The organism is Sulfuricurvum sp., assembly GCF_041651515.1.
In the GTDB taxonomy this organism is placed as follows: Bacteria; Campylobacterota; Campylobacteria; order Campylobacterales; family Sulfurimonadaceae; genus Sulfuricurvum.
In genome coordinates, this window is sequence record NZ_JBAZJF010000004.1 from 305,123 (window position 1) to 328,637 (window position 23,515).

At 37.2% G+C, this 23,515-nt stretch carries 24 protein-coding genes; 23 read left to right on the forward strand and 1 reads right to left on the reverse strand.

The genetic code is table 11. The features are described from left to right. Positions 1-3: 3 nt before the first annotated feature. Complete coding sequence (gene asnB, locus WC407_RS09545; protein WP_373022398.1) at positions 4-1,830, reverse strand: asparagine synthase (glutamine-hydrolyzing); 1,827 nt, start codon at positions 1,828-1,830, stop codon at positions 4-6. A 50-nt stretch (positions 1,831-1,880) separates the two neighbouring features. Between asnB and WC407_RS09550 the strand changes: the two genes are divergently transcribed. From WC407_RS09550 to WC407_RS09660, 23 genes are all read left to right on the forward strand, one after another. Continuing rightward, the gene (locus WC407_RS09550; RefSeq protein WP_373022399.1) at positions 1,881-2,756 is read left to right on the forward strand and encodes a hypothetical protein; all 876 of its coding nucleotides are present in this window, start codon (positions 1,881-1,883) and stop codon (positions 2,754-2,756) included. Between the two features lie 56 nt (positions 2,757-2,812). After that, positions 2,813-3,826: a GDP-L-fucose synthase family protein gene (locus WC407_RS09555; protein ID WP_373022400.1), complete on the forward strand. Its 1,014-nt coding sequence runs from the start codon at positions 2,813-2,815 to the stop codon at positions 3,824-3,826. Further along, entirely contained in the window at positions 3,823-5,535 is a 1,713-nt protein-coding gene (locus WC407_RS09560) for an ATP-binding cassette domain-containing protein (protein ID WP_373022401.1), read from the forward strand. The genes WC407_RS09555 and WC407_RS09560 overlap by 4 nt, the downstream gene beginning before the upstream one ends. Then, entirely contained in the window at positions 5,516-6,259 is a 744-nt protein-coding gene (locus WC407_RS09565; protein ID WP_373022402.1) for a nucleotidyltransferase domain-containing protein, read from the forward strand. The genes WC407_RS09560 and WC407_RS09565 overlap by 20 nt, the downstream gene beginning before the upstream one ends. 6 nt (positions 6,260-6,265) lie before the next feature. Continuing rightward, positions 6,266-7,033: a glucose-1-phosphate cytidylyltransferase gene (gene rfbF / locus WC407_RS09570; protein WP_373022403.1), complete on the forward strand. Its 768-nt coding sequence runs from the start codon at positions 6,266-6,268 to the stop codon at positions 7,031-7,033. After that, on the forward strand, positions 7,033-8,127 hold the full coding sequence (rfbG, locus tag WC407_RS09575) for a CDP-glucose 4,6-dehydratase (protein WP_373022404.1): 1,095 nt from the start codon (positions 7,033-7,035) through the stop codon (positions 8,125-8,127). Before rfbF ends, rfbG begins: the two co-directional genes overlap by 1 nt. Beyond that, a complete protein-coding gene (locus WC407_RS09580) occupies positions 8,115-8,672 on the forward strand; it encodes a dTDP-4-dehydrorhamnose 3,5-epimerase family protein (protein WP_373022405.1) in 558 nt (185 codons plus the stop codon). Before rfbG ends, WC407_RS09580 begins: the two co-directional genes overlap by 13 nt. Continuing rightward, positions 8,669-9,880 carry a methyltransferase domain-containing protein gene (locus WC407_RS09585; protein ID WP_373022406.1) on the forward strand — a complete coding sequence of 404 codons (1,212 nt, stop codon included), beginning with the start codon at positions 8,669-8,671 and terminating at the stop codon, positions 9,878-9,880. The genes WC407_RS09580 and WC407_RS09585 overlap by 4 nt, the downstream gene beginning before the upstream one ends. Next, positions 9,877-10,725 (forward strand): NAD-dependent epimerase/dehydratase family protein, encoded by an 849-nt coding sequence (locus WC407_RS09590; RefSeq protein WP_373022407.1) that lies wholly within the window; start codon positions 9,877-9,879, stop codon positions 10,723-10,725. Before WC407_RS09585 ends, WC407_RS09590 begins: the two co-directional genes overlap by 4 nt. After that, positions 10,722-11,471, forward strand: a complete 750-nt coding sequence (locus tag WC407_RS09595; protein ID WP_373022408.1) for a cephalosporin hydroxylase family protein — start codon at positions 10,722-10,724, stop codon at positions 11,469-11,471. The genes WC407_RS09590 and WC407_RS09595 overlap by 4 nt, the downstream gene beginning before the upstream one ends. A gap of 71 nt (positions 11,472-11,542) precedes the next feature. Further along, complete coding sequence (locus tag WC407_RS09600) at positions 11,543-12,616, forward strand: glycosyltransferase family 2 protein (RefSeq protein WP_373022409.1); 1,074 nt, start codon at positions 11,543-11,545, stop codon at positions 12,614-12,616. Beyond that, positions 12,616-13,629: a glycosyltransferase family 2 protein gene (locus WC407_RS09605; RefSeq protein WP_373022410.1), complete on the forward strand. Its 1,014-nt coding sequence runs from the start codon at positions 12,616-12,618 to the stop codon at positions 13,627-13,629. The genes WC407_RS09600 and WC407_RS09605 overlap by 1 nt, the downstream gene beginning before the upstream one ends. Before the next feature lie 44 nt (positions 13,630-13,673). Continuing rightward, a complete protein-coding gene (locus WC407_RS09610) occupies positions 13,674-13,847 on the forward strand; it encodes a hypothetical protein (RefSeq protein WP_373022411.1) in 174 nt (57 codons plus the stop codon). A gap of 36 nt (positions 13,848-13,883) precedes the next feature. Continuing rightward, positions 13,884-14,594 carry a class I SAM-dependent methyltransferase gene (locus WC407_RS09615; RefSeq protein ID WP_373022412.1) on the forward strand — a complete coding sequence of 237 codons (711 nt, stop codon included), beginning with the start codon at positions 13,884-13,886 and terminating at the stop codon, positions 14,592-14,594. A gap of 3 nt (positions 14,595-14,597) precedes the next feature. Further along, entirely contained in the window at positions 14,598-15,758 is a 1,161-nt protein-coding gene (locus WC407_RS09620) for a glycosyltransferase family 9 protein (RefSeq protein ID WP_373022413.1), read from the forward strand. Between the two features lie 144 nt (positions 15,759-15,902). Continuing rightward, positions 15,903-16,721: a glycosyltransferase family 2 protein gene (locus WC407_RS09625; RefSeq protein ID WP_373022414.1), complete on the forward strand. Its 819-nt coding sequence runs from the start codon at positions 15,903-15,905 to the stop codon at positions 16,719-16,721. Next, on the forward strand, positions 16,714-17,544 hold the full coding sequence (locus tag WC407_RS09630; protein WP_373022415.1) for a glycosyltransferase: 831 nt from the start codon (positions 16,714-16,716) through the stop codon (positions 17,542-17,544). Before WC407_RS09625 ends, WC407_RS09630 begins: the two co-directional genes overlap by 8 nt. Continuing rightward, positions 17,541-18,266 (forward strand): glycosyltransferase family 2 protein, encoded by a 726-nt coding sequence (locus WC407_RS09635; RefSeq protein WP_373022417.1) that lies wholly within the window; start codon positions 17,541-17,543, stop codon positions 18,264-18,266. The genes WC407_RS09630 and WC407_RS09635 overlap by 4 nt, the downstream gene beginning before the upstream one ends. Continuing rightward, positions 18,253-19,068, forward strand: coding sequence for a class I SAM-dependent methyltransferase (locus tag WC407_RS09640; protein ID WP_373022418.1), 816 nt, complete (start codon positions 18,253-18,255; stop codon positions 19,066-19,068). The genes WC407_RS09635 and WC407_RS09640 overlap by 14 nt, the downstream gene beginning before the upstream one ends. 21 nt (positions 19,069-19,089) lie before the next feature. After that, the gene (locus WC407_RS09645) at positions 19,090-19,917 is read left to right on the forward strand and encodes a glycosyltransferase family 2 protein (protein ID WP_373022419.1); all 828 of its coding nucleotides are present in this window, start codon (positions 19,090-19,092) and stop codon (positions 19,915-19,917) included. Continuing rightward, positions 19,914-20,768 carry an NAD-dependent epimerase/dehydratase family protein gene (locus WC407_RS09650; protein ID WP_373022420.1) on the forward strand — a complete coding sequence of 285 codons (855 nt, stop codon included), beginning with the start codon at positions 19,914-19,916 and terminating at the stop codon, positions 20,766-20,768. The genes WC407_RS09645 and WC407_RS09650 overlap by 4 nt, the downstream gene beginning before the upstream one ends. Beyond that, entirely contained in the window at positions 20,765-21,331 is a 567-nt protein-coding gene (locus WC407_RS09655; protein ID WP_373022421.1) for a sugar transferase, read from the forward strand. The genes WC407_RS09650 and WC407_RS09655 overlap by 4 nt, the downstream gene beginning before the upstream one ends. A gap of 72 nt (positions 21,332-21,403) precedes the next feature. Next, positions 21,404-23,515: an STT3 domain-containing protein gene (locus WC407_RS09660; protein ID WP_373022422.1), complete on the forward strand. Its 2,112-nt coding sequence runs from the start codon at positions 21,404-21,406 to the stop codon at positions 23,513-23,515.

Here is a 23,515-nt window from a genome sequence, read left to right on the forward strand (position 1 = left end):
GGTTTATAATAATTCTCTCTGTATCCAATGGCTTAGAACATAGAGCCCCCATACGTGCTGCTTAAATCGGCCCCGCCGAGCAAAATCAAGGTATTTGTCTATCTCTTCGGGATGGAACAATCCGGTTTGATTATTCACCTTTTTGATCAACTCAAGTCGCTTAGATGCTATCAGCCATTCCATATAGGGGTTAGAGAACCCTTTTTTCTTCCGCTGCAGTATCTCTTTGCTCAGATAGCGGCTTGCAACTTGTTTAAGCAGATACTTTGTTCCTCCCTGCCCTATCCGTATCTCAGGATCAATCGCCATTACCGTATCCACCAACGTATGATCCAAAAATGGGGTTCGTGCTTCGATCGTATGGGCCATCGACACCCGATCAAGTTTGGTCAAAAAATGCTCTCCCATAAAAAGTTTTAAATCAATTGCACTGTACCATTGAGCCGGATGGGTATGAGCACTTTGTTCAAAGAGGATCCGATACGGCTCTAAAAATCGAAGCGACTCATTATCGCGTATATTACGCCGCAATAATAAATTTTGCTGCAGATCGGTAAATTTTTCCCCCGAGGAACGAAATAACAGCGTCTCGTCAAATATCCGTTTGTACCACTCCCACTCCCGATTCATCGAAAAATTGCTATGAAAATACTTCTTTAGCCAGTTTTTATGGTGCAAGATAGCCGCTTTTTCAATATCGAGATACTCGAAATATTGTCGATACCCCAAAAACAGTTCATCCGATCCTTCTCCACTCAGAATAACCTTATATCCCTCGGAACTGATTTTTTTCATCAGCAGATAAAGAGGCAATGCGGCAGGATCATTAAGCGGCTCATCCATATGGATCAGCAATTCATCCAGATAGTCATTAAAATCATTCTGTGAAATAATAACTTCCGTATTTTTTACCCCGAGTTCCAGTGCACTCGCACGCGCATTGATTCGTTCGTCATACCCGCTGTATTCGTCATATCCGAGAGTAAAAGTATCTAACTTTTTCCCCTGATCCGATGCCAATGCACACAACAAAGCACTGTCAATACCTCCGGAGAGCAATGCTGCCGTAGGTGCTGACGTATCCAAACGAAGTTCCAACGATCGCTTTAACCTCTCTTCGATATTTTCAAGCGCCGTAGCTTCATTGTCTATGGAGGGGTGAGAAGCGTTACATACGTCGTAATAGCGCTGTTTGGTAATCCGACTCCCTTCAAATCGGATCCATTCACCCGATTCAAGCTTCTCAATACCCTGATAAAACGTATGGGGAGGTGTTGGTGCCAAAAATGAGAGATAGGAGAGCATTGCATCTTGATTCATACGTACTTGTGTCAAAAAAGGTTTAATCGCTTTGATCTCCGAAGCAAAGATAATCTGCTTTTCATTTTTATGGTAAAAAAGGCTTTTTTTTCCGAAACGATCACGAGCTAAGTAAAGTTTATCCCCATCAATCAAAGCAAATGCAAACATCCCCTCAAAACGTTTAACACACGCTATACCCCACCGTTCATACGCCGCTAAAATAACTTCGGCATCCCCTTGCGTTTCCCAAGTGCAATCTCCCAATTCTTCCCGTAATGCTTTATGATTATAAATTTCCCCATTGAAACTGAGTAAAAATCTGCCGCGCTGCATCGGCTGATGTGAGCGAGGGTGTGCATCGGTGATTGTGAGTCTCTGATGCGCCAAGAACAATCTTTCTTGTTCGATTATGCCACAGTGATCACGCCCCCTGTGTGAAAGTGTAGCTAATGCTTCACGCGCTTTTGCAGGGGTATAGTCACCGATAATTCCAAAAACACCGCACACAGGAAACCTTTTTTTTCGCAATTATACGCTATCATAACCTAACCATATCAAGCACAAAGATGATATAAAAAATGATACCTCTTTCCGTTTCTCAAAAACAGGTTATTCTGGATTTCTTTAACGATGATATTAAACTCGTTAAAAAATATTTTAATGCCATCGGATTTGATTTTGACGAAGCCTTCCGATTTGATGTTTTCAAAGAATTTATATATTCTGCAGCCGGAATGTTCAAAGATCTCGATCCTACGATCTACAATCAAGAACTTGTCACTAAATTCAATACGATCCGTTACCTCTGTGACCGATATGCCGAATTCGAACAACGCAGTACCTATGCACTGCGTGTTTATACCAAAGAGTTTTTAGGGGCACAAGAATCGTACCTTGAAGAAAAAAAACTGTTTGATACACTGAAAGCCGAACTGCAAATGCTTGTCGGCAAAGAGCAGGCGGTTACCGCCAAACGTGAAACAATGGAAGCCCAATTAAAAAATACCGAAAATCCTATTGCTACGGTAGATCGTGAAAGTTTTGAGCAGGAACTCAAAACGGCACGCCGAGAACAAGTCGATACCATTCATACGATCGGTACCCACCGCCGTGATCTTGATGAACATTTCGCCAATCTCAAAGCATTTGAAGATTTGCATAAAGAGGAATTTTTAAAATACTTCAATGAAATCAAAGAAAAGCTCGCCTACCAATTTACCGAATCACTCAACTATTTCGGATTTGATTTCAACGAAGCGTTGTTCCGCGAATCTGAACGCTCATCTTCTATCCAACGTTTTAAAAAAGAAGCAGGTATCCAAGGAGATATCAATTTATGTAAATACGTCGAATACTATCTCCGTAACGTTGTTACCGAAGCTCTCGCCGATATGGGGCATAAAGAACGACTTTTAAATGCAAAAAAATATTGTGAGCGTGTCGGAAAGAAATAATAGATAAAAAGATGGCGAGTATACAACCATAAGTTATTTTGAGTAAAGGAAGAAAAATGGAAAAATATAGCAGAATATTTGTTGCAGGAGGCACTGGCCTTGTAGGAAGTGCAATAATCAAGAACCTTTTATCAAAAGGCTACACCAACATAATTTCAAATTATCATATCAGAAAACCTGTTGTCGATGGAGTGGATTACTATCCGCTGGATCTAACAAAACAACAACAGGTTGAGTATTTTTTCGAAACATTTCAGCCGGAATATGTTTTTTTTGCTGCTGCCAAAGTAGGTGGTATTGTCGCTAACAACACTTATCGAGCAGAATTTATCTACAGCAATCTTGTCATTCAAAACAATTTGATTGATATCAGTTATCAGAATAAGGTTAAAAAACTGCTTTTTTTAGGCTCCACTTGTATCTATCCCAAAAACTGCCCTCAACCGATGAAGGAAGAATACCTTCTCACCGACACACTCGAATACACCAATGAACCTTATGCCATTGCCAAAATCGCCGGAATCAAAATGTGTGAAAGTTATAACCTTCAGTATGGCACTAACTTTATCAGCGTAATGCCCACCAACCTTTATGGCCCTAACGATAATTTTGACTTGGAAACTTCCCATGTGCTTCCTGCCATCATGCGTAAAATTCATGAAGCAAAAATTTCTAATGCCCCACGTGTTGAGATATGGGGAAGCGGTAAACCGATGCGGGAATTTTTGTGGAGTGAAGATATGGCGGATGCATGTGTGTTTCTGATGGAAAATCGTGATTTTGAAGATACCTTCAGCACTACTCCTGGAGGTGAAATCCGTAACACTCATATTAACATCGGAACAGGGGTCGAGATCAGCATTCACGATCTTGCATATCTGATCCGTGAAATCGTAGGATATACGGGTGAACTTTATTTTAATACCGATCGCCCTGATGGAACGATGCAAAAACTCACCGATGTGAGCAAGTTACATGCTCTTGGATGGAAGCATACTGTGGAACTCTCCGAGGGTATTTCACGACTGTACCAATTATACAATGCGAATGATGACTACGATTCACTATGAAACTGTTTTTTATCAAACTGTTTTCAATTTTAACAAAACACGATAAAAGATTTCTTTTTATTCTAGTTTTTATCTCGATCGCTGTTTCCCTCATGGAGATGGTCGGGGTAGGAGCGATTCTCCCTTTTATATCTATCGCCGGTAATTTTACTAATATTCATACCAACACCTATATAGAAAAACTCTATCCTTTTTTCCACTTCCATAATGATGTTAATTTTGTCATAACCATTGGAATCATTCTCCTAATCTTTTATTTTTTACGCTCTGCCCTCAATCTCGGATACTTTTATCTGTTGGCCAAATTTTCAAAAGGGCGCTATCATCTCATCGCTTACCGACTCTTTGAAAATTATCTTGGTATGAGCTACCGCTCCTTTATCGATAAGAACAGTGCGGATCTCAGCAAATCTATTATCAATGAAGCACAAAATATGACTGCTCTCATTTCCGGTCTACTGCTTATGCTGAGTGAAATTTTTGTCGTGATTTTTATTTATGCCATTATGATCACGATCAACTGGAAAATCACTCTCCTCATCAGTACGATCCTCATCGTTAACGCCTTTTTTCTGACGATGACCGTCTCTCGCGCCATCAAAAAAGCCGGAGTTTCCCGTGAAGAACATCAAAAAAAGTTTTTCGAGATTATCCAAAGCAGTCTCGGTAATTTCAAAATGATGAAACTCACCTCTAATACTGCATCGATTCTCGAACAATTTGATCACGCCAGTGCAGGTTATGCCCAAGCTAATATCCGAAATGAAACACTCACCCATTTTCCCAGACTTTTTTTAGAGGCGCTAGGGTTTGGGATTGTCATTTTTATGGTGATCTACATCATCCATAAATACCAAACCGATATCTCCGGCGCTTTAGCCCTTATCTCCATGTTTGTCTTAGGACTTTATCGCCTCATGCCCTCAGCCAACCGTATCCTATCGGGCTACAATCAAATTCTTTTTTATAAAAGTTCTCTTGATATTATCCATAACGATTTAATGTACAATCCCGAAAATTTCGGAAATGAGCCTATTTCGTTTGAACACATCCTCCAGCTGAATCATATCGATTTTGAATACGACGAAGCCAAGCCCATTCTACGCGATATTACCCTCACGATTCGTCACGGAGAAAAAATTGCCTTTATCGGCGAAAGTGGCAGTGGAAAATCAACACTCATTGATCTACTCATCGGGCTGTATCGTCCCAAAACCGGCACCATTACCGTCGATGGCGTAACACTCGATGAGGGGACAATCAAAGCATGGCGCGCAAAAATCGGCTACATTCCCCAAAGCATCTATCTCTTTGACGGCACGGTCGCTCAAAACGTCGCTTTCGGTAAACCTATCAACAACATTAAAATCCAACACGTTCTCCGGCAAGCCAATATTTTGGAGTTTTTAGAATCACACCATGAGGGAATAAATACGATGGTGGGGGATGGCGGGATCAAACTCAGTGGCGGACAGCGTCAACGGATTGCTATCGCCAGAGCACTCTACGGTGATCCCGAGATTTTAGTCCTTGATGAAGCAACCAGCGCGCTCGATACCGATACCGAAGCCAAAATTATGGAAGAAATCTATAAAATATGTGAGCATAAAACATTAATTATTATTGCTCATCGCCTCAGTACGATAGAGGGGTGTACGCATCGTTATAAGATTCAAGAAAGGTGTCTTAATGAGATTGACAGCATTTGAACACCGTTCAATCCTAACAGCCTTTCAAGAAGTCTTCGGTGAAGGAGATATCTACCTTTTTGGAAGTCGAGTCGATGATCACAAAAGAGGCGGAGATATTGACCTCTATATTGAAACAAACAATCAGGCTCATTTATCCGAAAAAAAGATCCGATTTTTAATTCTTCTCGAATCGCTTATTGGTGAGCAAAAAATTGATGTGGTATTTCATCGAGATAATGACCGACTTATCGAGAAAGAAGCAAAAATAAAAGGGGTGCAATTGAATACCGATACCGCAAAAATAGAAAAATATTTCAATGAATGCAACAAGCATATCCTTCGAATAGAACAAGCATATAACGGTATCAAAGAGTTTTTACCCATTAGCGCAAGTGCCTATCCGCATCTGAGCGAATCACAAGTTCAAGCAATCGATCAATATCTATTTCGATTCGCCAAACTTCAAGATACCATGGGAGACAAATTATTCAAGCTGATTCTCTCCCAATACGAAGAAAATACACAACAACTCTCCTTTATTGACATACTCAACAAACTTGAAAAATTAGAGTTTCTACCCAGTGCTAAAGAATGGCTAACGTTGAGAAAAATACGAAATGAAATATCCCATCAATACGATGACGAGCCTGAAGAGATGAGCCAAGCCATTAATACTATTCTCAATCAAAAAACCATTATTATCGAAATATATGAACATATAAAAAATCGCTATGAAAGGTAAGACTCGATGAAAGTTCTCTTACTTGCAGGTGGGTATGGAACACGTCTGAGCGAAGAGACGGATATCCGCCCAAAACCGATGATTGAAATCGGTGGAAAGCCGATTATTTGGCATATCATGAAAACATACTCTCACTACGGGTTCAATGATTTTGTCATTTTGCTTGGCTACAAAGGTTATTATATCAAAGAGTATTTTGCCAACTATTTTTTGCATCAAAGTGATATGACGATTGATATGAGAAATGGAAACATGGAAGTGCATAACAACAGTGCTGAACCATGGAAAGTAACCTTAATCGATACCGGATTAGACAGTATGACGGGCGGACGGATAAAAAGAGCCAAAGAGTATATCAACAATGAGACGTTTATGCTCACATACGGGGATGGTGTCAGTGACGTCAATATTCATGAGCTTGTTGCGTTTCACAAACAAAACAGCAAACAAGCGACCATGACCGCGATTCAGCCCGCAGGACGGTTCGGGGCATTGGACATTGACACAAACCTCGTGAAAGAGTTTGTTGAAAAACCTGCTGGAGACGGCAACTGGATCAATGGCGGATTTATGGTGTGTGAACCGGAAATTTTGAATTTAATCGAAAACGATATGACTATTTTTGAACACTACCCTCTACAAACGCTCGCTAAAAAGGGTGAATTATGCGCCTACAAGCACACAGGCTTTTGGCAGTGTATGGATACCTTACGAGACAAGATTGCTCTCAACGATCTGTGGGACAAAAATACGGCTCCGTGGAAAGTATGGTAATGGACACTCTCTTTGGTGGTATCTACAGGGGTAAAACCGTTTTAGTGACAGGACATACCGGATTTAAAGGGTCATGGCTTAGCGTTTGGCTGCACCGAATGGGAGCCAAGGTTATCGGCTATTCGCTGGAGGCGCCTACAACTCCAAGCCACTTTGAACTTTTACATCTTGATATTATCTCCGTCATCGGAGATATCCGAGATTTGGATGCACTGAATGAAACGTTTGCAACCTATAAGCCGGACATCGTCTTTCACCTTGCCGCTCAGCCACTCGTACGATTGTCGTATGAAAATCCAATTGAAACCTACGAGACCAACGTTATCGGCACCCTCAAAGTATTTGAAACGTGCAGAAAACACACCGTTAAAGCCATCGTCAATATCACAAGCGATAAAGCATACGAAAACAAAGAATGGCTGTGGGGATACCGTGAAAATGATCCCTTGGGCGGCTATGATCCCTACAGTTCCTCAAAAGGGTGTGCCGAACTTTTGACATCAAGCTACCGAAGCTCTTATTTTAACCCCGTAGAGTACAAAAAATTGCATAACACCCTTTTGGCATCCTGCCGTGCCGGAAACGTGATCGGTGGAGGTGATTGGGCAAAAGACCGCCTACTAACCGATATTATACTCTCGGTGAGTCAAGGCAAAAAAATCACACTTCGAAACCCGCATGCGACCCGTCCTTGGCAGCATGTACTCGAACCGCTCAGCGGGTATCTCATCATCGGGCAAAAATTACTCGAAGAAAAGGTCGAATTTGGTGAAGCGTGGAATTTCGGCCCGAACGATGAGGGGAGTATCTCTGTCGAAGAGGTGGTACAAAATGTCAAAAAACATTGGGACAAAATCGATTACGAAATCAACCGTGATCCGAACCAACCGCATGAAGCGAATCTCTTGAAACTTGATTGTTCAAAAGCCCATATCCGATTACAATGGAAAGCAGTATGGGACAGCCAGACAACATTTGAAAAAACGCTCACATGGTATAAAACCTTTTATGAAAAAAATAAAATCCTAACCTCGGAAGATTTACACTGCTACATCTCGGACGCAAAAGCAAAAGGACTCTCATGGGCAAATTGAGAGTGACCGAACTGCCTCTAAAAGGGGCTTATCTTATTGAGCCAAACACCGATGAAGATCATCGAGGAAGCTTTTCGAGAGTATTTTGCAAAGAAGAGTTATCTGAGATTTTTGATGGCAATATTGCCCAAATCAATCATTCGATAACCCATCAAAAAGGTTCTATCCGAGGTTTACATTTTCAATACCCGCCCAATGCTGAGATCAAAATGGTCAAGTGCATCCAAGGAAGTGCTTTTGATGTGATCGTCGATATACGAGAAGGTTCTTCCACCTTTTTAGAATCGTACAGTGTTATTTTATCCGGTGCCAATATGCGCACAATTTATATCCCGAAAGGGTTTGCCCACGGTTTTCAGACCTTGGAAGAGGATACGCAACTGCTCTATATGCACAGCGAAGTGTATACACCGGAGAATGAAGGGGCACTCAATGTGCTCGATCCGTATTTAGCGATCACATGGCCATTGCCCTTGGGGAATCTCTCGGAGCGAGATACCCATCATCCGATGATAAACAAAGATTTTCAAGGGATTAGAGTATGAAATGCCGATTTTGCAGCCATGAAGTCCATCATGAGTTTATCGATTTACTCAATGCACCCCCCTCAAATGCCTATTTAACCTTTGATCAGCTTGACGAACCGGAGATTTTTTACCCTTTAAACGTTCTCGTATGTGAGCAATGTTTTTTGGTTCAAGTTGACGAATACAAAAAAAGTGATGAGATCTTCGATGCTGATTATGCATATTTTAGTTCCATGTCGAGCAGTTGGGTAGAGCATGCCAAAAACTATGTAGAAATGATCACGGAGAAACAAAAACTCTCTTCCCATTCGCACGTGATTGAAATAGCGAGTAACGACGGATATTTACTCCAATTTTTTTACTCCAAAAACATCCCCTGTCTTGGTGTGGAACCGACAAAAAGCACAGCAGATGTCGCAAGAGCTAAAGGGATCAATGTTATCGAAGATTTTTTCGGTGAGACATTGGCGGGAACACTGCAAAAAGCCGATGTGATACTGGGGAACAACGTCTTAGCCCATGTCCCCAACATTAACGATTTTGTGAAAGGGTTAAAAGTCGCGTTGAAACACGATGGGGTTATCACCATGGAATTTCCCCATCTTTTAAACCTTATTGAAAAATCTCAATTTGACACTATCTACCATGAACATTTTTCCTATCTCTCCCTCATGACAACGATGGCTGTTTTTAAAGCGCATGGATTGCAGATTTATGATGTTGAAGAGCTTGTAACACACGGCGGAAGCCTAAGAATCTATGCCACACATATCGAAAACGATATTGCGATTACCACTAATGTAAAAACTGTTTTGGAAAAAGAAGCTTCTGCCAATCTCGATACACTTGAGGGATATAAGGGCTTTCAAGAAAAAGCCAATAAAATCAAATACGATTTTTTGAATTTTCTTTTACACGCCAAAGCTCAAAACAAAAAGGTTATCGGATACGGTGCGGCGGCCAAGGGTAATACTCTGCTCAACTATTGCGGAGTTAAAAATGATTTGATTGACTTTGTAGTCGATAAAGCGCCTCTAAAAGTGGGAAAATATCTTCCGGGAAGCCACATCCCGATCGTCATGGAAGAGAATATCAAAGAGGCTAAACCTGATTTTGTCATTATTTTTCCATGGAATATACAAGATGAAATAATGAAGCAACTTTCCTATATCCGAGAATGGAACGGACAATTTGTGGTAGCGATTCCCCATTTGGAAATCTTATGAAAATAGCAGTAACCGGAGCAACAGGCTTTATCGCTCGACATCTGATTCCCATCTTAAAAGCAGATCATGAAATCATTGCTATTGCACGATTTCAAGACCCGGCGGCTCACTATCCATGGCTTGATGGCATTGAAAAAGTAGCAATGGATATAACTAATCCGCAAAAAGATATGTTTGCTCTTATGGGAAAGCCTGACGCACTCATCCATCTGGCATGGGGAGGATTACCCAATTATAAATCGCCCGATCATCTTATCGAAGGTGCAAAGCATCTTTTGTTTTTAAGCCATGCAATGGAAAACGGACTTAAAAACATAACGGTCATCGGAACATGCTTTGAGTATGGAATGAAAAATGGGGAGTTATCCGAAAACGATATCACAGAGCCTTCAAACCCATACGGACTTGCCAAAGATTCTCTCCGAAAAGCGTTAGAGTTTTTAACGGCAGATAAATCGTGTACATTTAGATGGATTCGATTGTTTTACCTGTACGGCGAAGGACAAAACCAAAACTCTCTTTTATCCCAACTGGACAGAGCAATAGAGAGCAAAGAACCGATTTTCAATATGTCCGGCGGGGAGCAGCTGCGAGATTATCTACCCGTCGAGAAGGCAGCTAGATACATCGCGTTAATAGCAACACAAAATGCGGTGGATGGAATCATAAATTGTTGCAGTGGCAACCCCATATCGGTACGAAAACTGATCGAAAATCGAATCAAAGAAAAATCAGCGGATATATCGTTGAACCTTGGCTTTTACCCTTACCCTGATTACGAACCGATGGCATTTTGGGGAAATAACACCTTGCTTAATCAAATAATTAAAGGAAATCACCAATGAACCCAATAGAAAAATTTGAAATAGAAAGAGCTGAGCTTATCAGTTTAAATGGAGAAAATAAGGGGTTGAAAGCATCTGCCTTAGATTTCCTTACAAAATCTGCAGAAGTAAACTACTCTTACAATTTTTCTTGGCTTGGTCGTCCAATCATTCAATACCCACAAGACATGATAGCTATGCAAGAACTTATATGGGAAGTAAAGCCCGACCTGATCATCGAAACGGGTATTGCCCACGGAGGCTCTCTCATATTTAGTGCTTCTATGCTCGCCCTTTTAGAGATATGCGGAGAAATCGAAAAAGGAGAGGTTCTCGGTATCGACATCGATATCCGAGCCCATAACAAAGAAGCCATTGAAGCTCACCCAATGAGCAAAAAAATCACAATGTTTCAAGGCTCCAGTATCGATGAAGAAATGATCAAAAAAGTGCATAACTTCGCCAAAAGAGGGAAACGGATTCTAGTTTGTCTCGACAGCAATCATACGCATGAGCATGTTTTAGCGGAACTGCAAGCATACGCCTCTCTCGTGAGTATTGGAAGCTATTGTGTCGTTTTTGATACGCTAGTAGAAGATTTACCCAATGAGATGTGGAGCGACCGTCCATGGGGTAAAGGAAATAATCCGAAAACCGCCGTTTGGGAATTTTTGAAAACCAATGATGATTTTGTCATTAATGAACAAATAGATAATAAACTTTTAATTTCAGTTGCATCGAATGGATATCTGAAGAAAATGAAATGACATTTGACTTCTTGTTAAAATATTATGGAAAACAAATACTGAGTGTATAAATCAATAGAGGGATATTTAATATGCAAAATAATATGAATGGGGGGACACCCTGGGTTTCATTTTGTATTGCCACGTACTGTAGGCAAGAGATCCTAAAAGAAACTCTTAGCCATATAAAGAAGCAATCATTCTCAAATTATGAAGTAATTGTATCGGATAACGATCCTCTACAAAGCAGCCGGACTGTCGTCGAAGAAATCGATGACGTAAGGTTTATATATTTTAGCAATATTGAAAATGTTGGAATGGTTAAGAATTTCAATATTGCTTTGAGTAAAGCACGCGGAGACTTCATTGTTATGATAGCAGATGATGATCCTCCAAGAATTGACTTCCTCCAAACATTGTATGATTTATGGAAAGAAAAACCATATTACGGGGCATACTATGGAGCCTGTGAGGTTATTATTTCAAATGAAGATGCAGCAGCAGCATATCAAGTAGACATCGGGTCCATTAAATTTTTGGCAAACATACCAGAAAATACAGTGAGATGCTTTTCACGAGAGGAGTTCCCTCTAGCATATTTAGAACATCAAGTATTTCCTTACATGTTGTGGTCAGTGGGAATTGTTCGGAGAGACATAGTAATACAAATTGGAGGAATGCCCGATTATGGGTCTCCATTGCTAACTGATCTTTCATATATTACTATTGTTGGCTCTTATGCTGGATGTGCCACGATAAATAAAATACTAGGTGGACAAATAGTACATGGAGCCAATTCTGGTTTGGCGAACCCACACAATATTGAGTCTGCTTTAATAGGTTGTCATAAATATTTTGAAGATAAATTATCTTCACGTGAAGATTGGATTAATTTAAAAGGACGGGTAGAAAAATTTCTAGCTACTTATATCGTCAATCATTGTTTAGCTATGAATACTTATTTTACAAATCATAATAAACATGAAGAAAATGAAGAAATGCAACTTGCGCTAAAAAGAATGTTCAATCTGCCTGGCATGGGAAAAATGCGTTTTTACTATTTTCGTGCAAAATGGATGCCAATCATCAAAAAAATTCTACAACCTATACGACCTTTTTATAAATGGGTGCAAAGTTCATTTATTAAAAAAAGTAAAAATATATAATGAGAACTGATTATACTTTTTCAATATTTCTTCCTGTGCGAAATGGCGGTCATTATTTTAAACAATGTGTTTTCAGCATTCTCAATCAAACGTATCAGAACTTTGATTTAATCATACTAGATAACGCAAGCACAGACGGCTCATTGGAATGGATACGAACGATTAAAGACTCACGAATCTGCATACATGAATCTGAAAAAGATTTAACTATTGAGGAAAATTGGAGGAGAATACTATCTATTCCTAAAAATGAATTCATGACTATTATCGGACATGATGATTTATTAGATACAAATTATCTAGAAGTCATGACGAAGCTTATCGATGAAAATCCAGATGCCGGTCTTTATCAAGCGCACTTTCGTTTAATTGATTCAGATGGTTTACCAATACGATCTTGCCATGCAATGCCCATGCATGAAAATGCAGAGACTTTTCTAGCGTCTAGATTTTCTTTTGAAAGAGACTCCTATGGAACAGGATACATGTTTCGATCTCTAGACTATGAAAAAGTAGGCGGAATACCCAGCTATAAAAAGTTACTATTTGCTGATGATGCATTATGGGTAATGCTAATGATGAATTCTTATAAAGCCACAGCGCAAGATGAATGTTTTTCTTACAGAGTCCATGATAAAAGTACATCGTATGCACCCGATTGGCATTCTTTATTCGATGCATTAGAAACTTATTTAGTGTTCTTAAAAAATTGCACAAATAGCCACAAAGAGATTGCTATATTTTTAGATTATAAATTATCTGACTATATGATTTTTTGGTTCCAGTGGGCATACTTTAAAAATTGTAACGATAAAAAAGCGATAAAACTTAGAATTTATCAGATTACTGCACTGGTCAATAATATACTTAATGATACACGAAAAAAAGAATTTACCAACAACATAAATAAATATGTTTTTGGATACTTTGCCCATTTTCGCCGCTATATGTTACGATATAGGAATCGAGTGAAATATATATCTATGAAAGTAAAAAAGGTTTTAATTCCATGATACGCAATTCGTTAAGAAGATCTTATTAAAATGAGTAAGTTAAAATGAAAATTCTCTACGATCATCAAATATTCACACTGCAAAAATATGGTGGTATTTCACGCTATTTTTACAAGTTGATACATGAGTTTGACAAGATCGAGGGGATAGATACGTCACTATCTCTTATTTTCTCCAATAATCACTATATATCCGATACAAACAAAGATAATAAGTAAAACTTGGGAAGACTCAATGACACTAAAGGAAAATAGATGACAGGACAACAAATACAACAAAATAATTATTTTGAATACCGAAATATTTCAGAAGAAAACTACAAAGAGGCTAATCTTCCATTATGGATTCAATATGAGATTAAAGAAAAAAATGTACATATTTTAGATTATGGGTGTGGTTTTGGTCAAAATTTAATTGCATTAGAAAATGCTGGTTTTATAAATATTTATGGAGTAGATATAGAAAAAAGTGCTATGAATTTTTGTATTAACAAAGGATTGAATGTAAAAGAACTTGATATTTCAAATTTAAAAAATCCTTTTTTAATAAAATTTGATATTATTATTCTCTCTCATATCATCGAGCATATTCCAAAAAATGAGGTAATTAACACGCTTATAATTATTAAAAACGAATTTCTAGAAAAAAGGGGAAAGCTACTAATATCGGTTCCTAATGCCCAATCAAATACTGATTGCTATTGGGCTTATGAAGATTGGACTCATACAACTCTATTTACCTCTGGCTCATTGCATTATGTTCTAAAAGCAGCTGGTTTTGATAAGATTGACTTTTTAGATACAGATTGCACACTTGGTGGCTCGAAAATAAAGTCAATACTTAAAAGGTTTTTATTGAAAATATATAAAGCTAATAGAAATTTTTGGAATAAAGTTACCTCTAGTGCTTATCATCAACCTTCGCCGCAAATTTTTAGCTATGAAATAAAAGTAAAAGCTGAATAATATATGTTTTCAAAACTAAAAACAGCTATCAAACTTATAGTTTACTATTTTATCAATCTCTCACTATCACCTTCAAAAGAGTTAAAACAAAAATCTATTTTACTCATTCGACTAGACGCTATAGGCGACTATATCCTTTTTAGAAACTTTATAGAAGTACTAAGAAATAGTGAGCAATACAAAGATTATAAAATCACTCTGATTGGCAATAATGCTTGGAAATCTTTAGCAGAAGAATTGGATAGCGAGTATATCGATGAATTTATTTGGCTGGAAAGAGATAAATTTCTCAAAGATTTTATTTATAGATATCTAAAACTAAAGGAGATCACATCTAAAGGATACACAATAGTGCTATCCCCAGCTTACAGCAGAGAATTTCTTATGGGTGATACTATCGTCAATCTTGTGAATGCTAATGAGAAAATAGGCAGCATTGGGGATCTGTCAAATATACGGGAATGGCAAAAAAACATCAGTGATAAATACTATACAAAACTTATAAAAGCCAATAACAAACTACTCTTTGAATTTTATAGAAATAAAGAGTTCTTTGAAAATTTGTTGCAGATAAAGCTTGATATATCGAAATCGACAATAAAATTAAAAGAAAAGAATTTAACTTTTGAATTACCACAAAAATATGCAATATTGTTTATAGGTGCAAGCAGTGATTTTAGAAAATGGAGTATAGAAAGATTTGCAAAAGCTGCAAAATATTTAAAAGAAAAGTATAACTACGAAATAGTACTTTGCGGTGCTACAACCGATAAAATTGATGCTGCAAAATTTAAAAAATATTTTGATGGGGAATGTGTTGATTTAGTAGGCAAAACTTCATTGGTAGAGTTATTATACGTCATCCATAACGGAAATCTCATAATAGCCAATGAAACCAGTGCGCCACATGCTGCAATCGCGTTAGGTGATATAAAAACATTTGTCATCTCCAATGGAAATCATTATGGACGGTTTACCCCATATCCAAAAGAAATAGCACCGAACTATTATGCAGTTTATCATCCGCTGATTGAGCAAGATTTAGGCAACTATCAAAAGCTAAGTAATAGTTATGGTTTTGGAAGTGACTTAGATATAAATGAAATAAGTGTAGAAAGTGTGATGAAAAAAATTAATGAAAAAAGTGAGGAAGAAAACCCCTAAAGAAGCTTTAAATCTCCAACAAGCTGCTGGAGAAATCCCATGGGGTTACAATATCCTTATTTTTAGCAAATGGCAAAGACTAAGAAGGTATATTACCAAAACCTAAAGAAATAGCAAAAACACTTGAAATCAAAGAAGAAAATAATGGCTAATGGCGGACTAAGAACAAAAGAGTATTTTAAAACCTCTATCCCCGACAAACCTCTCATTACCATAATTACGGCTGTCTATAATGGTGAAACACATCTTGAAGAAACGATTCAAAGCGTCATTAACCAAACGTATGAGAACGTCGAATATATCATTATCGATGGGGGAAGTACCGATAAGACGCTAGACATTATTCATAAATATGAAGAAAAAATCGATTACTGGAGCAGTGAAAAAGATAAAGGGATTTATGATGCAATGAATAAGGGGATAAATTTAGCTCGTGGTGAATGGATTAATTTTATGAATTCCGGAGACACATTTTATAATAAAAATGTTTTAAATGAGATATTTGTTAATCCAAAAATATTTAAAAATACAGATTTTATTTATTCAGATACGCTATTGGATGGGAAAATACTGCATACATGTAATATACAAACCAACGTCATCATTCATCAATCATTACTATACAGGAGAAGTCTCCATCAAGAAAAGGGATTATACCTTGTGTATAAAAACTTGTTAATTTCAGATTACCTCTTTTTTATGTTGTGTAAAGATAAGCATTGGTATAAAAGCGATGTGATCATTTCGATATACAGTACCAACGGATTGTCTAATAAGAAATTTGCAATACACTTAAATCAAAAGATAGGAACGGATCTGATGTTTAACAATATCAGTAGAGTCAATGCAACTTTGATGCTGCTGATCTACCCATCTTACAGATCGCTCAAAAATTTATTGAGAAAAACAATAGCGTATTTTAAAATCAAAGAAGATGGGAAATTTGAGCACCATCATGAATGATTTAATAGTTATCGTTGTCTTGTATAATAAAAATATATCTGATTTACCCATAATTATGCATGGCAGTTTTATGAAAGACAGCAGTATCGATATTTTTGTATATGACAATTCTATGGAATCGCAATACGTACCGAAGATAGAAGGGTTCAACTTTTATTATATTCACGATAAAAGTAATGCAGGAGTCAGCAAAGCATATAATAGTGGCATCAAAAAAGCCAAAGAATTAAATAAAAAGTATGTGCTCTTGCTAGATCAGGATTCAAGCGTCTTAGCTTCTAATTTAGAAAAATATCTTTTTTTGGCTGAGAGATATGGCGAAAACTATATTTACGCTCCTGTGATGTACAGTAAAAATATGATTTACTCTCCGGCCTGTGTAAATCATTTTATTGGAAAAGTTCAGGGTTTAAACACGTTTGTTTACCAAGAAATCTACAGTTTAAAGAAAAAATCGTTAATTAACAGCGGATTGATGATTCCGATAAAGGTAATAGACGTAATAGGTTATTTTGATGAAAATATTAAATTGGACTTCAGTGATTTCTATTTTATTGAAAAATACAAAAAAATCAATCAAGATATTATTCTTTTGAATCTATATATTCAGCATAAGTTATCTGGCAATGAAGACAAGAATTATACGGTGGAGATGTTAAGATATAAGTATTATTGTAATGGTGCAAAATTTTTCAATATTTCAACTAATACATTTAGGCTTATTCCACCATTTAGAAGAATGCTCAGCTTAATAATAAAATATAAAAATTTAAAGCCTATTGGTATTTTCTTAGGTTATTTTATCGGGAATAAAAGAATATGAAAATATCAGTTTGCATAGCAACTTATAATGGTGAAAAGTATATTAAAGAGCAATTAGATTCAATCCTACTACAATTAAATGATAACGATGAAGTGATAATATCAGACGATAGTTCAAATGACAATACTATAGAAATTATAAAAGATTATAATGATAGTAGAATCAAGATTTATGAAAAACAAAAATTCAGATCACCGATTTTTACGTTTGAAAATTCTTTGAAATATTCAACGGGAGATTATATTTTTTTATCAGATCAAGATGATCTATGGATGCCAAATAAAGTTAATACCATCAAAAAATATTTAAAAAGTTATGACTTGGTCTTCAGTGATGCCAATATTATAGACTCAAACCGAAAGGTACTTCATGAATCATTTTATCATCTAAATGGTTCTAAACAAGGATTGATCAAGAATATTATTAAAAACTCTTATTTAGGTTGTACGATGGCTTTTAATAGAAAAATTTTAGAAAAATCATTGCCATTCCCGAAAGACTTACCTATGCATGATTGGTGGATAGGGCTAATAGGTGAAATGTACGGTAGAACCTATTTTATAGATGAAAAATTAATAAGTTACAGACGACATGGAAATAATGCTTCACCTGCTGGTGAAAAGTCTCAATATAGTTTGAGTAAAAAAATTTTCTTTAGATTTATCATGATAAAAAATTTATTTTTGAAATACACAGAAGGACATTACCGTGGAAAATTGTAGAGTATGCAATAGTAAGCTTGTATTTCATGAAAAACTCACAAAGGATTTAGGAGAGAAAGAAAAAATATACGTATGTAAAACATGTAAAACCTATTTTATCAATCCAAAACCTTTTTCTTATGATTCTAGTGAAGAAAATTTGGTTAGTTATTATAAAGACAGAGAAGCAGGAACGATAGAAAGATTAGAGAATGTTTTTACAAAATTCATAACTATTAATTCGACAGGCAAATGTATTTTAGATATAGGCGCAGCTATAGGATATAGCGGAATTGTTGCAAAACAATTGAATATGGATTATATTGGTATTGAACCGAATAAGACACTATTTGAAAATGCAATTAAGCATGTTAATCTTATAAATGACTATTTTCCTTCCGATAAAGTTACTAATAAATTTGATTTTATACTATTGGACAATGTATTAGAACATGTATATAATCCTAAAGAGTTTTTTGATAAAGTGATTCAATGGCTAAATCCAGGAGGGGTATTATTTTTAGCTGTTCCACCGCAAGATTGGTTGAGGGTATTTTTATCTACAAATAAACTAATACAAAATGCTCCGGAAGGCATTTCTCGGAGGTTTACACTATTTTATGATTTGCAACAACATGTTAATTATTTTTCCTACACCTCAATACGATATCTTGTGAACAATCATAAAGATTTAAAGATAATAGAACAATTTCATCGTAAAGAATGGGCGTTACAAATCTATAAATTATTACACTTAACAACAGGACAATATTTCATACAAAAAGATTACAATGTGTCATTGAGTAACAATCACAATTTGTAATGTAGTATAGGAAAACATATTATGAAAATATCTATCTCTATCGTCCTCTACAACAATTCCATTCCAATGCTCCAAAAAACCATCCGAAGCGTTTTAAACACCACTCTCGATATCACTCTCTACCTCATCGATAATTCCCCCATAGATACACTAAACATATTTGCTTCCATGGATGCGCAAATCAAATATCTTCATAATCCTTCTAATCCTGGATATGGTGCTGCGCATAACATCGCTATCACAAATTCGATAAAGTCTGGAACCAAGTATCATCTAGTTCTAAATCCTGATGTCTATTTCGAGGATGGAATACTTGAACACATTTTTAACTATATGAACTCTCATTCTGATGTTGGACTACTGATGCCTAAAGTACTCTATCCCAATGGTGATATACAGTACCTTGCAAAACTGTTACCCACACCCTGGGATCTATTTGCAAGGCGGTTTATTCCTATCAAGAGCTATTTAGACAAACTAAACCGTAGATACAGTCTCACGTTTTTTGATTATTCATCCATCGTTGAAATCCCCTTTATATCAGGGTGTTTTATGTTTTTAAGAACCGATACATTAAAACAAGTCGGTTTATTTGACGAAAATTACTTTATGTATCTCGAAGATGCTGATCTCTCGAGGCGAATTGGTACTGTTACAAAAACAGTTCTCTATCCGCATGTTCATATCTATCATGAATATGAGAGAGGAGCGTATAAAAACTTCCGCCTCCTGTGGATATTTATTCGTTCTACGTTTACCTATTTCAATAAATATGGATGGTTTTTTGATATCCATCGGAAAAAAATAAATCAACAGACTCTCCAACAATTAGGCTGGATAGAATCATGAAAATTCTCCTCACCGGTGCAACCGGATTTATCGGGAATTATTTTAAGAATAACAATAGATTTGATGAAGTTGTCCCTTTTTCATTTCAGCATGGCAACATAAATAATTCGGATTTTTCCAATTACGATGCAATTCTTCATCTTGCCGCACTAGTACATCAAATGAAAACAACTGATTTTGCCGAGTATGAAGCAATAAATGTACAAAAAACTCTTGAGCTTGCCGTAAAAGCAAAACGAGATGGAGTAAAGCACTTTATTTTCATGAGTACTGTAAAAGTCTATGGGGAGGAGAACGATGCCGTATATACCGAAAATACACCCTGCAATCCCCAAGATGATTACGGAAAGAGTAAATTTCATGCTGAATATGAACTTCAAAAATTAATTGATACAGAATTCACTGTATCAATTATCCGTACCCCTATCGTGTATGGCGCAGGCGTAAAAGCAAATATTAGAAACCTCATCGATTTGATTAAAAAATTACCTGTCTTGCCCTTTAAAGATACCCATAATCTCCGCACTATGGTTTATATAGGAAATTTGTACGCTTTAATAGAGAGTGTTATAGAACATCGCATAAACGGAATATTCTTAGCGTGTGATGATACCTCTATCTCAACGACGGAATTTATTCAAAAAGTTTCTGTATCTCTTGGAAAAAAACGCTATTTAATCCATATTCCCTTATTTGAAATAGCATTAAAATATTTAAAACCTTCCTTCCATAAACGTCTTTTTGGAAATCTGATTATAGACAATACCCAAACAAAAGTACAACTTGGATACCATAACCCCTATTCCATGGATGAGGGGATTGACAACATGATTCGAGGTAAACAGCAATGACATTCAAACGCTGTTTCGACCTAATATTGGCCATCTTAGCTTCTATTCTATTACTCATACCTTTTTTGCTCATAGCATTGATGGTACGTCTCACCTCCAAAGGTCCAATACTCTACTGGTCACAGCGAGTTGGCAAAAACAACACCCTCTTTTTAATGCCAAAATTTCGCAGTATGTGGATTGATACCCCCGCAGTCGCTACCCATCTTTTGAATGATCCCGAAGCATTGCTCACCCCCATAGGTTCCTTTTTACGCAGAAGCAGTCTGGATGAGATACCTCAATTATGGAGTATTCTCAAAGGGGATATGAGTTTTGTAGGTCCCCGTCCCGCACTGTTTAATCAAGATGATCTAATAGCTGCACGTACCGGCTTAGGTATTCACCGTCTCATTCCAGGACTTACAGGATGGGCACAAATCAATGGACGCGATGAGTTACCTATCCCTGAAAAAGTTGCCCTTGATGCAGACTATTTAAATCGCCGCTCTTTGTATTTTGATCTCAAAATTATTGTTTTGACATTTTTGAAAGTATTACAAAAAGAGGGTGTAACACACTAACCTCACCCATCATTGATAAAGACTCACCATTCAGCTAAAATACCCCCACTAAAACACGGAGCAATACATCCTATGCTTAAACTACGCGAAGAACGAACCTCTTTAACCACGCTACTCCTACTCATCATAATTGCTTATCTCTTTTCGGTCTCTATGCGTTTTATTTGGGTACATGAGTTTAGTGCTATGCCACAGTTCCAGTGGAATCATGAGCTGATGATAAACACCAATGATGGCTACCTTTTTGCTGAAGGGGCACGCGATATTCTTCAAGGGCATCATGAAGAAAACGACGCATCCGGTATTGATTTATCCATCTCTCAACTTACAGCTTTTCTCTCAAAAATACTTCCGATTAGTTTTGAAACACTCATTTTGTATATGCCATCTTTTATCGGTTCGCTTATCGTAATACCCCTAATCTTAATTGGGCGAGCACTCAATCAAACAACCATAGGCTTTATCGCCGCACTCATTGGATCAATTGCAAACAGTTACTATAACCGAACAATGACTGGCTACTACGATACCGATATGCTCAATATTGTTTTTCCCGTATTTGAAATGTATTCACTGATTTTGGCACTCACCCATCAGCGTAATCGCTATCTGATTCCGATTACTTTATCTATCGGATTGTATCAATGGTGGTATCCGCAAGCCTATGCCTTAGACACCGCCTTATTTACGATGATCATCGGATATACCGCTATTTTTGATCGTAAAAATACCTATCTTTATAAAATTGCTCTCTTTATTTTACTGGGGATATTATCTCTGCCCCTACTCGTTAAAGTTGGCTTAGCTATTGCTTTTTTTGCCTTCTTTCATTTTCAACAAGAGCTTTCCAAAAAACTTTTTTGGCCTTTATTTGCCGTAGTTGTAGGAGTCTACTTTTTCACCGGTGGGATTGATCCTATTTGGGCTCTTCTAAAAGTATACATCGTCCATGGTGCGTCTGAAAATACGGTTACGACATCCCTCAATTATTACAATGTAATAAGCACTGTACGTGAAGCAGGGCATATTCCATTCAATGTTTTTGCCGAACGAATCAGCGGTAACACCATTACCTTCGTGCTTGCTTGTGTCGGTTATATACTAGCTCTCATCGCCTATCGCCCTCTTCTTATCACTCTTCCTCTGGTTGGGCTTGGATTTATTGCCATGTTTGCAGGGCTTCGTTTTACCATTTATGCTGTCCCGATGATGGCCATCGGATTTGCCTACCTTCTCGTCTTTATTACACAACGAATTGAGAAATCGTGGCTCAAATACACAGCTTTATTCATTTTTACCGCTGTGGCGTTGTATCCAAACTATCTGCATATCAAAGAATATATGACCCCAACGGTTTTTACGAATCAAGAAGTAACGTCTCTCGATCAACTGCGTAAAATTGCTGATAGAAATGACTATGTCGTTACCTGGTGGGATTATGGTTATCCAATCCGCTACTACAGTGACGTCAAAACATGGATCGATGGAGGAAAACACTCTGGGGACGTAAATTATCCAGCCTCTTTTGTGCTGACGACGCAGGATCAATTTTCTGCCGCACACATGATGCGCCTTTTTACCGAATACACCGAACGTGGCTACAAAGACACCAATAAAACCCAAAACGATTTCGAATACATGATGGCAAAAGAAGGGTTTAAAGATCCTGAAGAATTTTTAACCGCTCTTGCCTTACCAGAGTATAAGCTTCCCAAGAAAAGCAGAGATGTATATCTCTATCTTCCTTTTCGAATGATGGAAATTCTTCCGACCGTTACTCTTTTTAGCAATCTCGATCTCAAACATCCTGATAGCCGACAACAGCCGTTCTTCTATGCAACTCAATCCATGCAGGATACCGGCAAAACTATTGAATTAGGAAACGGGATCTCCGTTCTAAAAGACAAAAATGCATTAAAACTCGGTAATCAAGAAGTTCCTGTCAAATCATTTTACCAAGTAGGTTACGATCAAAATAAAAAACTACAAGTCAATGAGCAACACTTTGCTTCAGAAGGATTGAATCTCATTTACATGGCAAGCTATGGGCGATTTTTAGTCTTGGATGATTTTTATCTGAATTCGACGTATATTCAAATGTTCGTATTGGACCGGTACGATCATAATCTATTTGAGTCTGTTTTGAGTGATCCCATGAGTAAAATTTATAAACTCAAAATATAG